The sequence below is a fragment of the Tateyamaria omphalii genome (assembly GCF_014651375.1).
Taxonomy (GTDB): Bacteria; Pseudomonadota; Alphaproteobacteria; order Rhodobacterales; family Rhodobacteraceae; genus Tateyamaria; species Tateyamaria omphalii.
On the sequence record NZ_BMWT01000002.1, the window covers coordinates 756,080 to 769,905 of the forward strand.

13 protein-coding genes are annotated in these 13,826 nt (G+C 59.9%); 5 read left to right on the forward strand and 8 right to left on the reverse strand.

What is annotated here, in order from left to right; all coding sequences use genetic code 11:
- Positions 1-54: 54 nt before the first annotated feature.
- The 5 genes from IE087_RS09345 to IE087_RS09365 all read right to left on the reverse strand — a co-directional run bounded on the left by IE087_RS09345 (position 55) and on the right by IE087_RS09365 (position 5,015).
- Positions 55-1,236: a BCCT family transporter gene (locus IE087_RS09345; protein ID WP_189369038.1), complete on the reverse strand. Its 1,182-nt coding sequence runs from the start codon at positions 1,234-1,236 to the stop codon at positions 55-57.
- 89 nt (positions 1,237-1,325) lie between these two features.
- Positions 1,326-2,834, reverse strand: coding sequence for a choline-sulfatase (betC, locus tag IE087_RS09350; RefSeq protein ID WP_189369039.1), 1,509 nt, complete (start codon positions 2,832-2,834; stop codon positions 1,326-1,328).
- Positions 2,831-3,391 carry a transcriptional regulator BetI gene (gene betI, locus IE087_RS09355; protein WP_229801322.1) on the reverse strand — a complete coding sequence of 187 codons (561 nt, stop codon included), beginning with the start codon at positions 3,389-3,391 and terminating at the stop codon, positions 2,831-2,833. Before betI ends, betC begins: the two co-directional genes overlap by 4 nt.
- Positions 3,392-3,476: 85 nt before the next feature.
- The gene (locus IE087_RS09360) at positions 3,477-4,379 is read right to left on the reverse strand and encodes a DMT family transporter (RefSeq protein ID WP_189369041.1); all 903 of its coding nucleotides are present in this window, start codon (positions 4,377-4,379) and stop codon (positions 3,477-3,479) included.
- A gap of 39 nt (positions 4,380-4,418) precedes the next feature.
- Positions 4,419-5,015 carry a LysE/ArgO family amino acid transporter gene (locus IE087_RS09365; RefSeq protein ID WP_189369042.1) on the reverse strand — a complete coding sequence of 199 codons (597 nt, stop codon included), beginning with the start codon at positions 5,013-5,015 and terminating at the stop codon, positions 4,419-4,421.
- A gap of 279 nt (positions 5,016-5,294) precedes the next feature.
- Here IE087_RS09365 and IE087_RS09370 point away from each other — a divergent pair, with 279 nt between their 5' ends.
- A complete protein-coding gene (locus IE087_RS09370; protein WP_189369043.1) occupies positions 5,295-5,531 on the forward strand; it encodes a hypothetical protein in 237 nt (78 codons plus the stop codon).
- Between the two features lie 131 nt (positions 5,532-5,662).
- Here IE087_RS09370 and IE087_RS09375 read toward each other — a convergent pair whose 3' ends face one another.
- Together IE087_RS09375 and IE087_RS09380 are read right to left on the reverse strand one after the other, a co-directional pair.
- The gene (locus IE087_RS09375; RefSeq protein ID WP_189369044.1) at positions 5,663-6,331 is read right to left on the reverse strand and encodes a hypothetical protein; all 669 of its coding nucleotides are present in this window, start codon (positions 6,329-6,331) and stop codon (positions 5,663-5,665) included.
- A 309-nt stretch (positions 6,332-6,640) separates the two neighbouring features.
- Positions 6,641-7,387 carry a YebC/PmpR family DNA-binding transcriptional regulator gene (locus IE087_RS09380; protein ID WP_189369045.1) on the reverse strand — a complete coding sequence of 249 codons (747 nt, stop codon included), beginning with the start codon at positions 7,385-7,387 and terminating at the stop codon, positions 6,641-6,643.
- Positions 7,388-7,542: 155 nt separating this feature from the next.
- Here IE087_RS09380 and IE087_RS09385 point away from each other — a divergent pair, with 155 nt between their 5' ends.
- The 4 genes from IE087_RS09385 (at position 7,543) to IE087_RS09400 (ending at position 13,306) form a co-directional block, all read left to right on the forward strand.
- Positions 7,543-8,493, forward strand: a complete 951-nt coding sequence (locus tag IE087_RS09385) for a glutathione S-transferase family protein (protein ID WP_189369046.1) — start codon at positions 7,543-7,545, stop codon at positions 8,491-8,493.
- 393 nt (positions 8,494-8,886) lie between these two features.
- Positions 8,887-10,659, forward strand: coding sequence for an SLC13 family permease (locus IE087_RS09390; protein WP_189369047.1), 1,773 nt, complete (start codon positions 8,887-8,889; stop codon positions 10,657-10,659).
- A 119-nt stretch (positions 10,660-10,778) separates the two neighbouring features.
- On the forward strand, positions 10,779-11,636 hold the full coding sequence (locus tag IE087_RS09395) for a bile acid:sodium symporter family protein (protein ID WP_189369048.1): 858 nt from the start codon (positions 10,779-10,781) through the stop codon (positions 11,634-11,636).
- Positions 11,637-11,647: 11 nt separating this feature from the next.
- Positions 11,648-13,306 (forward strand): FAD-binding dehydrogenase, encoded by a 1,659-nt coding sequence (locus IE087_RS09400; protein ID WP_189369049.1) that lies wholly within the window; start codon positions 11,648-11,650, stop codon positions 13,304-13,306.
- On the opposite strand, the gene IE087_RS09405 is transcribed toward IE087_RS09400, so the two are convergent.
- Positions 13,295-13,786: a hypothetical protein gene (locus tag IE087_RS09405; RefSeq protein WP_189369050.1), complete on the reverse strand. Its 492-nt coding sequence runs from the start codon at positions 13,784-13,786 to the stop codon at positions 13,295-13,297. The genes IE087_RS09400 and IE087_RS09405 overlap by 12 nt on opposite strands.
- Between the last annotated feature and the right edge of the window lie 40 nt (positions 13,787-13,826).

A 13,826-nucleotide genomic window follows, 5' to 3' on the forward strand; every position in this document is an offset into this window, starting at 1 on the left:
AAATCCTCACGTGTTGAATGGGGCGACAGAAGAGACCCGCCGCCCCAGCGATGTCTATTCTGCCGGGGCGGCGTGTACGCTGCGCAGGTCGCCCAGCGTGTCACGGCGCATCAGCACCCATGCGATACAGGCCACGTACATGCCGATGACGGCGGTCCCGACCCACTGGATCTGCAACCACTGACTTTGGAACAGCAGGGTCAGCACGAACAGCAGGGCAGCGTTGCCCAGCACGTATTGCACCTTGCCAAACCGGTCGGCGGTGACATTCAGGTTGTCGGTGTACAGCCGGATCAGCGAGTCAAACGAGTTGATCACGAACAGGATACCCACAACGGTCATCGACCAGTTGACCAATCCGGTCATGTCAATGCTGTTCAGGTGATACCAATAGGCCACCGTGAACCACACGCCCAAGGGGATCGATGGGAAGATCAGCAGAGCTGCCAGCAGCTGCCACGTGGTCAGTCCGCCGACAAAGCGCGAGGTAAACTGCCCGATCATGATCGACCACGCAAACCACCAGAACAGGTAGAACTCGTGGTAGTCCGTCAATGGAATGATGAACTTGTGGATGTTGGCAAAGTAGCCGCCGATGTTGCTGCCCGTAGACAGGAACTCGCCAAAGCCCATTCCGCCATTGATCCACATGCCCGCAATCAAGGCAAAGAACACAAGGGTCGAGGCCACGGACAATACTTTGACGTATTTGATGTCGGTCGAGGAATAAGACGCTGCCAGGATCACCAGGAAGCAGATGACGTAGAAGGCTGGTATCACCGTCTCGCCATCACCCACTTCCGGGATGTAGTATGGCATGTAGATCAGGAACAACGCGCCGGTGAAGGCGCAGGTCGTGATGATAACCATATTGTTGATCAACTTGACCAGCCCGTTCTCAAAGAACTTCACGCGTGGCTCAATCGCACAGAAGTAAAAGGCGGTCAGGAAGTAGAACGCCCAGATCAGGAAGCCCCAAAAGCCAAACTCCAACGCCAGCGGGTTGGTAAAGGCATAGGCCGGTTCGGTCGCCGTATCGGCATAGAGCGGGAAGTCAAAGGCGATCGGGAACATGATCAGACCCACATCAAGGCCCGATGTGAACAGGATCGCGACAAACACAAACAGGCTGACGGGCTGCGGCCCGGTGAGTCTTACGTTCCAGTATTTAATGGTGACGTATGCGACCAGCACAAAGGCCAGTATCACCCCAAACGAGATAATTGTTGTAAGCATAAAGAAGGTCCCTCCATGTTGACCCATTGGCTTCGGTGCTTTCTTGTTGATCCATCGCTGCCCTGCACCTAGCGGCTTCATACGATGGTTTATTCTCCGCGCGGAAAGCGCTGATTTTCCTCTAAAACATTCAAGTCCATGTGATTGCGCATATATCGCTCAGACGCTTTTTGAAGCGGCTGGTAGTCCCATGGGTAATAGCCACCTTCGCGCAACGCCTCATAAACCACCCAGCGCCGGGCCTGGCTGGCGCGCACATCCGCATCGAAACGATCAAGGTCCCAGCGCGCATCAGCTTTGGCCTGTAGCTGGATCAAGGTCCCCTGATGGGCAGGCACATCCGCAAGATTGGTCAACTCGTGCGGGTCGGCCTCAAGATCAAACAGTTGGTCAGGGTCCAGAGCACAGCGGTTGTACTTCCACTTACCATAGCGCAGCGACACCATCGGGGCGTAAGACGCCTCTGCCGCATATTCCATCGCCACAGGCTCGGTGCGCTCCACGCCCTGTCCTTGCGGCACCAGTGATTGCCCAGCCGTCCACGGCATCACCTCGGACATATCCACGCCCGCAAGGTCACAGAGCGTCGGACACACATCGATATTGCTGACCGGATCGGTCACCAGCCCCGGCTCCATCGACGGGGCCGCAATCATCAACGGCACCCGCGAAGACCCGTCATAGAAGGACATCTTGAACCATAGCCCCCGCGCACCCAGCATGTCACCATGATCGGACACAAACAGGATGATCGCCTCCTGGCGTGTGCCTTCCAGCGCTTCCAATACATCACCGATCTTATCGTCCAGATATGAGATGTTCGCAAAATACGCCCGCCGAGAGCGGCGAATATCCTCGTCGGAGATGGTGAAGTTGTCCCGGTCATTCGCATCCAGAATGCGCTGCGAATGCGGGTCCTGATCATTATACGGGATCGGGCCAACCTCGGGCATCAGGTGCTCGCAATCTTCGTAGAGATCCCAGTATTTCTTACGCGCCACATATGGATCATGTGGATGGGTGAAGCTGACGGTCAGGCACCACGGGCGCGGATCATGGCCCCGGCCCAGATCGTAAATCTTGCGGGTCGCGTGATAGGCGACCTCGTCATCGAACTCGAGCTGGTTGGTGATCTCGGCCACGCCCGCACCGGTGACCGACCCCATGTTGTGATACCACCAGTCGATGCGCTCACCGGGTTTGCGGTAATCCGGGGTCCAACCGAAATCAGGTGGATAGACATCGGTGGTCAGACGCTCTTCGAAGCCGTGCAACTGATCCGGCCCAACAAAATGCATCTTGCCCGACAGGCAGGTCAGATACCCCGCGCGGCGCAAATGGTGCGCATAGGTCGGGATCGACGAGGGAAACTCGGCCGCGTTGTCATAGACGCCCGTGGCACTTGGCAACTGGCCAGACATAAACGCAGCCCGCCCCGGCGCACAGAGCGGCGAGGCGGTATAGGCATTGCGAAACCGGGTCGACCGGGCAGCCAGTTTCTTGAGGTTGGGCGCATGCAGCCAATCCGCAGGCCCATCCGGGAACAGCGTACCGTTCAACTGATCCACCATGAAAATCAATATGTTGGGCTTGCTCATTGATGTCGTCCTGTTAGCGTATCAAGGGCCCGCAGCGCGGTCATCTTGGCAGAGTCGCCCGATTCATCCTTGGCCAGTGCCGCACGCAGATACAGGCCGTCTATCAGCGCCCCCAGCATTTCCGCATCGTTGCGTGGATCCGTGCTGATCCCGCGCAAGGCATGGGTCAGGTTCGACCGCAGGCGCTTCTGATACAGCATCAAAAGACGGTGCGTCTCCGGGTGTGTCGTGGCATGGGCATACAGCGTCATCCACGCAACAACTGTCGCAGGTGCAAAACTGGACGGTGCAAAGCTAGCTTCAATCAGGGCTTCCGCCCGCGCACGCGGCGTGCGGGCCTTGGACAGGGCCTCCAGCACCTCGGCCCTGTAATCGAGTAGGATCTGCCCCATGGCAGCAAGGAAAATCTGGTGCTTGCCGCCGAAATAGTGGTGCGCCAGCGCCGTCGACATGCCCGCCCGTTTGGCGATCTGTCCCACGGTCACATCCAGCGATCCGGCCTCGCCAATCTCGGCAATCGTCGCCTCGACCAGTGCCGCCCGACGGATCGGTTCCATCCCCAGTTTCGGCACACGCACCCCCTTTTCCAAAGATGCGGCGCACGTTGCCGGTTTTTTATTGATCAGTCAATCAATAATAACATCAGAGCTTGGTTGCAGGGCTTGGCGGGGTGATCGGGCGACGCTTCAACACGGCCTCGCGCCACGTGATGAACGACACGGCTGCCAGGATCAGCGCGCCCCCGAAGATCACCCAAATGTCCACGGGCTCGGCAAAAACGATGGCCCCCAACAACACGGCCCACACAAGCTGCAGGAAGGTCACAGGCTGCGTCACGGTCACGGGCGCCGCAGCAAAGGCCATGGTCATCGTGTAGTGCCCCGCGGTCGCAAAACAAGCGACCAGAAACAGCAATCCCAACTCGGTCGCCGTGGGCATCACCCAATTGGCCAAAGCAAAGGGTGCAAGACAAATCGTCACCACGATCGACAGCATGGCAACAACCACGGCTGGCTTTGCCTCATCCGCCATAATCTTGGCCAACAGATACGAGCCTGCAAAGCTTACCGCACAAAACAGCATGGCGATGTGGCCCGGCGCGACCTCGCGAAATCCGGGGCGCAGGATCACAGCTGTTCCGATCAGGGCCACGACAATGGCCGCGATCCGGCGCAGGGCGAGACGCTCACCCAGAAACAGCGCCGCACCGATGCTGACATAAACGGGGGCCAGATAGTTCATCGCGGTCACTTCGGCGATGGGAATGCGGGTCATGGCAAAGAACCACAGGATCACACCGCCGGTGTGAAAAATGCCGCGCAAGGAAAAGAGCCGCCACTGCCGGGCCGTCAACCGCGCCTCCCGCAGGGCGGGCAACATCGGCAGCAGAAACACAAGACCCAGCAGATAGCGCAAGAACGCCGCCTCGGCCGGTGGAATGCCGTCGCCCATATACTTGACCAACGCGGTCACCGCGACAAAGCAGAACCCGGTCACCAGCATCCAGAAGATGCCGACCAGCGGACGAGAGGGGGCAGAGGTCATTTGCGCATGAACCCCGAAACCTGTCCCAAGGGCAAGCCGCTAAAGCAGCAAAAGCTTGAGCGCGATGGCCCACATGGTCAGAGCGATGATCCCGTCCAACACCTGCCACGCGCGCGGGTTCGCAAAAAGCGGCGCCAGCAACCGCGCGCCGTAGCCCAGGGAGAAAAAGAACACAAAGCTGGCCAGCACGGCACCGATCCCAAAGATCAAGCGGTCCGGATACTGGGACGAGATCGACCCAATCAGGACAACCGTATCCAGATACACATGCGGATTCAGCCAGGTCAGGGCCAGGACGGTCAGAATGGCGGCACGCAGGCTTTGGGTGTTGTCACCCGCCGCGTCCAGCACGGCACCGCCCTTCCATGCGGACCGCGCATTCTGCCAGCCATACCAGATCAGGAAGGTGGCTCCGCCATATCGCATCAGCGGTTCGAACCACGGCACTGCCTCTGCCAACGCACCAAAACCGGCCACCCCGGCGGCAATCAGAACCGCATCACAGGTGGCACAGGTCAGGCACACCCAGAACACGTGCAGGCGCCGCAAACCCTGCCGCAGCACAAACGCATTTTGTGCGCCAATCGCCAGGATCAGGGACAAAGACAGAAAAAAACCGGGAAAGAAGGACGCCATGACACTGCTCAAATTGCAAGGCGTTTAGACGTATCCAAATCAACTGCAGTGCGCAAGCCTGCCCGAGCTATACATTTTTTGCACATCAGCCTTGCAAAAATGTGCAGAGCATAATGGCCAAACACTCCCTATATCGCGTCGACCAGCATGCAACGACATGCCTCACTACTGCCAGCGGGTGTCAACTGACGCAGGTATCACGTTGATCTGATCTTTGATGATTGGCGTATGACCTTACAGACCCCATATGCTGGTCAACGATAACAAGGATGAAATCCGATGCTTGACGATACACATACCGTCGATCTGACCAAGCAGGACCTCGAATTGATCGAGGCTGCGCTGCAAACACAGGAAAAGATCCTGTCGGTGCAAAGCCGCGCCGGCGGTGCTGCCGCGCGCACGCGCTTGAATGATCTCAAAGGGTTGATGCGCCGCCTGCGCCGTCAAACCCCGGCGCCACACGCCGACAGCTCACAAAGCTGGAGTCAGGTCGCCCGCCAGCTGTTCTTCTGATCCGTCCGAGAACAGCCCAAACGGCACACGAACAACGCCGCCCCAGCGACAGGGCGGCGTTTTGCTTTTTCGAGGGGGGGGGGTACACAGGTGAGTGCCAAAACACGCTACGTCTCATGATCGGCAGGCCGTTACGCGGCCTTCTCATTCACGGGCAGGACATCCACTCCTCTCACCAATATGATCTCGCATCCCCCGACACCTGTGCTGTCATCCCGTCGCGTCGATGATCGCCAGGGCAAGATCCCCTCTCTTGTCACTTCAATCAGATAGCCGCTGATCCTAACACGGGCACCTACCTCAATCGCCAGCAATTCCGCGCTAACCGCCTGGCTGGCGGGAACAAGATGGTTGTTGGTGACCTGCTCAAGCCACTTGTCCGGCAGTTTCGCATCGGCAGAAGGGGCGACCCACACAATCCTGTGGCCCGCCTTGAATGCCAAACCATCCACAGCGCCGGGTGCACTCAGCTCTCCCCAGACGATACCCAGGTCAAGCGGAGAGATCGCGCTCGTCGTGTCATGCCGAAATTCGCGACGGGTCACGACCAGTCCCTCAAGAACGTAGCCATACATCAGCCGTGCACTGAATCCGTCCCCCAACGCGACATGCATTTCGGTGACCTTCGACTGCGTCGGCGCACCATTCCAAGATGCGATGGGTGGCAACGGAGGAAGGTCTGCGCTGTCTACGACAGTCGTGAGTTCGGCACGCGGCGCATAATGATCAGACGCCATAGTTATCAGCGCAGCAGCCACAACCACCACAAACACAGCGATCTTCGTGCCTTCGTCGAACATCCCGAACGCGATCCCTTGAATGATGTCACAGCACACATGTAACAACTCAAAGTGGCAAGATTTTGTCCGGCACGCCTACAGAATGGATTGTTTTCCCACGGGTGGCTGCACCCGCCGCTGGCAATGCGTTGACAACGACTGTCTCAGGGTGCTGCCTAAGGTTAAGTCTTGCAGAACCCATTGCTGGAGAAAGCCCGGACACGTCTCTTCTCGAACAAAGACTTTGGTGTCACTCAGCCGCATAGGGATCGGCGCAAACAAACGTTCTCGCTCGCACCGCAAGACGCGATTACACTTGAGGGCTTGCGTCTATCCCTCCAGCTGCGCCATCACCTCGTCACTGGCTTCGAAGTTGGTTGTGACGTTCTGCACGTCATCATCATCTTCCAGCGCATCAATCAGCCTCATTAGCTTCTGCATGCCTTCCAGATCCATCTCGGTCGTGGTGGTTGGGCGCCAGATCAGCTTGGTGGACTCAGATTCGCCCAGATCCCCCTCCAGCGCGTTCGACACCTCGTTCAGGTCGGTGTCGGCACACCAGATCACGTGACCGTCCTCGGTGCTTTCCACATCCTCGGCCCCAGCCTCGATGGCGGCCATCATGACTGTATCTGCATCCCCCGCCTCAACCGGATAGCTCACAGCACCCTTGCGCTCGAACATGAAGCCCACGCTCCCGGTCTCGCCGAGGTTCCCGCCATTCTTGGTAAAGGTCGAGCGCACGGTTGATGCCGTCCGGTTGCGGTTGTCGGTCATCGCTTCGACAATGACGGCAACACCATTAGGGCCATAGCCCTCATAGCGGATTTCTTCATAATCTTCGCCCTCGCCCGCAATCGACTTCTTGATCGCGCGATCAATGTTGTCCTTGGGCATCGACTGCGACTTGGCCTCTTTCACGGCCAGACGCAGGCGCGGGTTCTTGTCGGGATCCGGGTCGCCCATCTTGGCGGCGATGGTGATCTCTTTCGATAGTTTCGAAAACAGCTTGGCGCGCAGCTTGTCCTGACGCCCCTTACGGTGCTGGATGTTTGCCCATTTTGAGTGGCCGGCCATGCGCGCCTCCTGTCTCGCAAATTCGGTGGTCCGGGCGTCTATAGGACATTGCGCGCGGGCGGGGCAAGGCCACCCTGTGCACCCGCCCAGCCCGCCCGTGCGTGGCGCGCGCGGCGCGCTCTGCTAGCTTACCCTCAAACGGGACGGAGACGACGATGGGCGTGATGATAGAAGGCGTGTACGAGGCCGAAGACCCCGGCCCCGGCACCACGAAAAACGGCGCCTATGAACGGGCCAAAAGCACGCTGCGCAACTGGATCACAACAGGCGGCCCCATCACCCCTGACGCAGGCCGTTACCACCTCTTTGTTGCATGGAACTGCCCATGGGCGCACCGCACGCTTCTGGTGCGGGCCGTGTTGGGCCTGCAGGACGCCATCAGCATCAGCATTGCAAAACCGCGCCGCACGGATCAGGGATGGGTGTTTGACGCTGAAGGAGAATACGCCGACCCCGAATTGAAAGCGCAGGCGGTGCATCAGGTCTACGCCCGCCAATGTCCGGCCTATACGGGCCGCATCACAGTACCGGTGCTCTGGGACAAACAGGCCCAGCAAATCGTCTCGAATGAGAGCGCCGACATCGTTCGGATGCTCAGCCTCGCCTTTGACCCTGACCGCCGGCTCTGCCCGTCACAACACGAGGCCGACATCGACCGCTGGAACACCCTGATCCACGCAAAGGTCAACAACGGCGTCTACCGCGCCGGGTTTGCCCGCACGCAAGAGGCCTATGATGCGGCCGTGACCGACCTCTTCAACACACTGGACGATCTGGAACAGCACCTGTCTGCCTACCCAACGCTCGTAGCAGACCAACTGACCGAGGCCGACTTGCGCCTCTTCCCCACCCTCGCCCGCTTTGACGTCGCCTACCACTACGCATTCAAGTGCAACCTCGCCAAACTCAGCGACTATCCCGCACTCTGGGACTACGCCCGCGCGCTCTATGCCCTGCCCGGCGTGGCAGAAACGGTCAAACCGGACATCTACAAGGCGGGCTATTTTTCCCCGTCCGAACTGAGAAACCCTCTCGGCATCGTCCCCGCAGGACCAAGGATCGACTGGTCGCAGCCCGCAAAACGCACCATCAACAAACCCATATAATTATGTTACATAACTATTTCGTTTCTTCTGACTGAAAATACCACGGGGGTTTGGGGGCAGCGCCCCCATTCACTCATGAAACGCGTCGCGCAGCGGCCTTTGGATGTTTCCGAAAGTCTTGAATCGAAAGTACCCTGCCGCGCTCCGCGCTCTCGGGACATTTTCGATTGGAGATTTTAAATTGATTTCGGAAACATCCGAGATCATCGCACGTTGCGTTAACTGCCAAACATCCGCCCGATGGGGGTGCACAGGGGGTGTACGTGTGCTGCACGTGGGGTGACACCCTATGTTCGGCGTCAATCTACATGAATACAAGGTAAACACGCGCATCGAATCGCGTCCTTCAGAAACAACTGGCACCCCCGCCCGCGCATCCCTAACGTGCGCGATATGACGACAGACCAGATTATCCTCTTTTCCCTGTTCGGCGCGGTCTTCGGACTGCTGCTCTGGGGCCGCTTCCGCTATGATATCGTTGCTTTCTCCGCCCTCATGCTCGGCGTCGTGTTGGGGGTCGTCCCAAGCGATGATGCCTTCTCGGGCTTCGGCCATCCGGCCACGCTGGTGGTGGCTCTGGTCCTCGTTGTCTCCGCAGGCCTGGTCCGCTCCGGCGCGGTCTTCCTGATCACCCGCACGCTTGTTGATGCCAGCCGCTCACTTGGCGCGCATATCACGCTCATGGGCGCCATCGGCGGCGTACTCTCAGCCTTCATGAACAACGTCGCAGCGCTCGCCCTGCTCATGCCCGTGGACATCCAGACGGCACGAAAAGCCGGGCGTTCCCCGGGCCTTAGCCTCATGCCTTTAAGCTTTGCCACGATCCTTGGCGGCATGGTCACCCTGATCGGTACACCGCCCAACATTATCATCGCCTCCATCCGCGAGGACAGCCTCGGCGAACCTTTCCGCATGTTCGATTTCGCCCCCGTGGGTGGGGTGGCCGCCATCGCGGGGCTTGCCTTTGTGGCCCTGATCGGATGGCGCCTGATCCCGGCCCGGGCCGATGCCACAGCCGAGCTTGAAGACCTCGCCAGCTACATCGCCGAGCTGGTTGTGCCGGAGGGCAGCAAGCATATCGGCAAGCGCCTGGCCGAGTTGGAGGAAGACGCCGAAAAGGCAGACGTTGCCATCGTCGGCCTCTTGCGCGATGGCAAGCGCCGCTATGGCCGCGCCCGCAATTCCGAACTGCGCGCAGGCGATGCGCTGGTCATCGAGGCCACACCGGATGCGCTGGATGAATTCCGCACGGCGACGGGTCTCGCCGTCGCCGATGCCGTCCGAGAAGAGAAGTTGAACGCCGCCGGAGAGGGCGTTGAAATCATTGAGGTTGTCGTCACCGACAGCAGCCGCCTTGTGGGTCGCACTGCGCAAACCGTAGGACTCTCTTGGCGGCGGAACACCGTCCTTCTTGGCGTGTCACGCGCTGGGGTGCGCATCACCCGACAAATCCGCCAGACCGAAATCCGTACCGGCGATATCCTTCTATTGCTGGTGCCCCGCGACACCGGCAGCGATGTCACCAGCTGGCTGGGCTGCCTGCCGCTGGCCGAACGGGGATTGTCGGTCACAGCAGATGACAAGGTCTGGCTTGCCATCGGGCTATTTGTCGGCGCAGTCGCTGCCGCCAGCGTCGGCCTGCTTTACCTGCCCATCGCACTTGGACTTGTCGTCGTCGCGTACGTGCTGTCCCGGATCATCCCCCTGTCAGAACTCTACACGCATATCGAATGGCCCGTTGTTGTGCTGCTGGGCTCCATGATCCCGCTTGGAGCGGCCCTAGAAACCTCGGGAGGCACGGAACTGATTGCGGGATGGCTGGTCGCTTTGACCGAAGGCCTGCCCGCCTGGGCCGTTCTCACGGTGCTGATGGTGGTGACGATGAGCCTGTCGGACGTGCTCAACAACACGGCGACAACCATCGTTGCTGCACCCGTAGGCATTCAGATGGCACATACGCTCGGCGTGTCGCCTGACCCGTTCCTGATGGCGGTGGCCGTGGCTGCATCCTCCGCTTTCCTCACCCCGATTGGACACAAGAACAACACGCTGATCCTTGGCCCCGGTGGCTATCAATTCGGGGACTACTGGCGCATCGGGCTGCCGCTGGAAGTGATCGTGGTGGCCGTATCCATCCCAGCCATCCTCCTGTTCTGGCCGCTTTGAGCAGACTCCGATGCTGCAACGGTCCCGAGCAGCTTTTCGTCCCGAACAACGGCTGACCAAGGGTCAATATTGCACGCCGACAATTCCGGCGTCTAACGTGGCCCGCAGGGAGAGAGATTATGGACATACTCATTAACGTGGTGCTGCCACTATCGCTGGCCATCATCATGCTGAGCCTCGGCATCGGCCTGACATTCGGGGATTTCGGGCGAGTGCTACGTACGCCCAAAGCCTTTGCCATCGGTGCAGTCGCGCAGGTCATTCTGCTGCCCGTGGTGACCTACGCTACTGTTCGCGCCTTCGGCCTCGGGCCAGAGATCGCCGTGGGGTTCACGTTGCTCAGTTTCTGCCCCGGTGGCGTGACCTCGAACATGATTTCGCGTCTGGCCAAGGGGGATGTTGCCCTGTCGGTGTCGCTGACCGCCGTGATCAGCCTGCTGAGCATCATCACGGTGCCTGTTTTGGCCGCATGGTCTGTGGTCCACTTCATGGGGGATACCGCGCCCGATGTGTCCGTGACCTCACTTGCTCTTGCGATGTTCCTGATCACGACCCTTCCGGTGCTCATTGGTATTCTAACCCGCCACTTTGCCACAGGTTTTGCGACCCGGATCGAACCGCTGCTGACCAAGATCGCGTCCGTCCTGTTCATCGTTATCGTCCTTGCCGCCCTTGCTGGTAACTGGAGCCTGTTCATCTCCAACCTCGGCACGCTGGGTCCGGCCCTGATCATCCTGAACGCGCTCCTGCTGGCCCTAGGCCTTGTCCTTGCGCGCGCGGGCGCCTTGCCCTGGGACCAGTCCAAAACCATCTCGATTGAAACAGGCATCCAGAATGCCACCCTCGGCATTACCTTGGCGGCCCTGATCTCAGGCCAGTCCGAGGGCTTCAGCGCCATGGCATTACCCTCTGCCGTTTATGGCATCACAATGTACATTGTCGCTGCGCCCTTCGTGGCGTGGTTTCGCAGCAGCTAAGGGAGAGTGTGATGGACCAGGCTGACGCCATTGTCGTGGGATCGGGCCTTGCCGGTCTGGCCGCCGCCGCCGAGCTTGGGGACCGCGGCAAGCGAGTGATCATCGTCGATCAGGAACCGCGCAGTTTCCTGGGCGGTCAAGCCTTCTGGTCCCTGGGCGGCCTCTTCATGGTTGATACGCCCGAACAACGGCGCATGGGTATCCGCGACAGCCGCGAGCTGGCCTTGAACGACTGGATGGGCAGCGCACAGTTCGATCGGGACGAAGACGCCATGCCCCGCAAATGGGCCGAGGCCTATATCGACTTTGCCGCGGGCGAGATGCGTACGTGGCTGCATGCCATGGGGTTACGCTGGTTCCCCATTGTGGGCTGGGCGGAACGGGGTGGCAGCTATGCCGACGGTCACGGCAATTCCGTGCCCCGCTTTCACATCACATGGGGCACTGGCCCCGGCATCATCGAACACTTCGTGCGCCGCTGCGAAGAGCATGAGAAGGCGGGCCTGATCCAGTTCAACTTCCGCCACCAGGTGGACCGGATCGAGATGGAAAACGGCACAGCCAAGGGCGTAAGTGGCACATTGCTGGCCGAGGACGGGGCTGAACGCGGGCAGAAAACCAACCGGGATGCGGTCGGTGAATTTACCCTACACGCACCATCCGTGATCGTCACATCGGGCGGCATAGGCGGAAATTTCGACATGGTCCGCAAGGTGTGGCCCACAGATCGCCTTGGCCCGGCGCCCAAGGACATGGTGGCGGGCGTGCCTGCCCATGTGGATGGCCGCATGATCGGCATATCAGAAGCCGCCGGCGGCCATGTCATCAACGGCGACCGCATGTGGCACTACACCGAAGGGGTCAAGAACTGGGATCCGATCTGGCCCAGCCACGGCATCCGTATCCTGCCTGGCCCGTCGTCGATGTGGTTCGACGCCAAGGGCAACCGCTTTGCGCCCCCCGCCCTGCCCGGCTTCGACAGTATGTCGACCCTGCGGGACATATTGGCGACCGGGTATGACTATAGCTGGTTCGTGCTAACCCAGAAGGTCATCAAGAAGGAGTTCGCGTTGTCAGGCTCCGAACAGAACCCGGACCTGACATCCAAGAAATGGTCCGAAGTGATCAAACAGCGCGTCCTGTCCGGCAAGAACGCGACCGCGCAAGTCGAAGCGTTCAAGGAAAAAGGCGAAGACTTTGTCGTTGCGAACGACCTTGGAACGCTCGTGCGGGGAATGAACCAGGTCGCGGGTGGCAACCTGATAGACGAGGCAAAACTGCGCGCCCAGATCGAAGCCCGCGACGCCCAGATCGACAACCCGTTTTCCAAGGATGCGCAATTGATGGCGATCCATGCCGCGCGCAACTATCGCGGTGATCGGTTGCTGCGCACGGCCAAACCGCACAAGTTCCTTGATCCGGCCAACGGCCCACTGATTGCAGTCAAGCTACACGTTCTGACGCGCAAGACTTTGGGCGGCTTGCACACGACACTCGACAGCCAGATGATCGGCGCGGACGGACAACCAGTACCTGGCCTCTTCGCCGCGGGCGAAGTCGCAGGCTTTGGTGGCGGGGGCTATCACGGCTATAACGCGCTTGAGGGGACATTTCTGGGCGGTTGCATCTTCTCCGGACGCAATGCCGGACGATCAAAGTCAATCGGCTGACGGCCCACCCAGGCGAGCCTGACGCGCTGGCTCCAGATGCACCGGCGCTTCACCAAACAGATGCGCGACACCTGCGTCATCGAACATGGCCCAGCGGGCGGCGATCAGCTGAAAATACCGCGTCTCGCACCCCCATGCGTCGCGCGCAAACCGCGACCGCCAAACGCCTTCGACCCGCATGGGCAGTTGGATCGTATCGATCCCCTCATCACGCCACCCCGCCGTTTTGGACCGCGCTTGGAACAGCATTGACCGAAGCCGCGCCTCAAGCCCCTTCGCCTGTTTGGCGCGCCGCCCGGCAAACAGCACCTGAATGGCAGTCCCATCGCGCACAAAGCCGCGCACAACCAAATCCTGGCGGTTGTTACGGTGAATCTGAGGCACCAGCCCAACGGTGATTCGCCGCACCGGTGAGCGGAACAATCCGTTATCCTCGTAAGCGGGGGTGACAAGATGCGCAGGGCGGCGAAGGTCGGGCATGGCATGTGCTGAGGTTGACTTTCCCTCGGCATAGCAGCGC

Coding starts and splice junctions, on each gene's coding strand:
- IE087_RS09375 (WP_189369044.1), bottom strand. CDS start 6,331: ATGTTCGACGAAGGCACGAAGATCGCTGTGTTTGTGGTGGTTGTGGCT.
- IE087_RS09405 (WP_189369050.1), bottom strand. CDS start 13,786: ATGCCCGACCTTCGCCGCCCTGCGCATCTTGTCACCCCCGCTTACGAG.
- IE087_RS09400 (WP_189369049.1), top strand. CDS start 11,648: ATGGACCAGGCTGACGCCATTGTCGTGGGATCGGGCCTTGCCGGTCTG.
- IE087_RS09365 (WP_189369042.1), bottom strand. CDS start 5,015: ATGGCGTCCTTCTTTCCCGGTTTTTTTCTGTCTTTGTCCCTGATCCTG.
- betC (WP_189369039.1), bottom strand. CDS start 2,834: ATGAGCAAGCCCAACATATTGATTTTCATGGTGGATCAGTTGAACGGT.
- IE087_RS09345 (WP_189369038.1), bottom strand. CDS start 1,236: ATGCTTACAACAATTATCTCGTTTGGGGTGATACTGGCCTTTGTGCTG.
- IE087_RS09370 (WP_189369043.1), top strand. CDS start 5,295: ATGCTTGACGATACACATACCGTCGATCTGACCAAGCAGGACCTCGAA.
- IE087_RS09395 (WP_189369048.1), top strand. CDS start 10,779: ATGGACATACTCATTAACGTGGTGCTGCCACTATCGCTGGCCATCATC.
- IE087_RS09360 (WP_189369041.1), bottom strand. CDS start 4,379: ATGACCTCTGCCCCCTCTCGTCCGCTGGTCGGCATCTTCTGGATGCTG.
- IE087_RS09380 (WP_189369045.1), bottom strand. CDS start 7,387: ATGGCCGGCCACTCAAAATGGGCAAACATCCAGCACCGTAAGGGGCGT.
- betI (WP_229801322.1), bottom strand. CDS start 3,391: ATGGAACCGATCCGTCGGGCGGCACTGGTCGAGGCGACGATTGCCGAG.
- IE087_RS09385 (WP_189369046.1), top strand. CDS start 7,543: ATGGGCGTGATGATAGAAGGCGTGTACGAGGCCGAAGACCCCGGCCCC.
- IE087_RS09390 (WP_189369047.1), top strand. CDS start 8,887: ATGACGACAGACCAGATTATCCTCTTTTCCCTGTTCGGCGCGGTCTTC.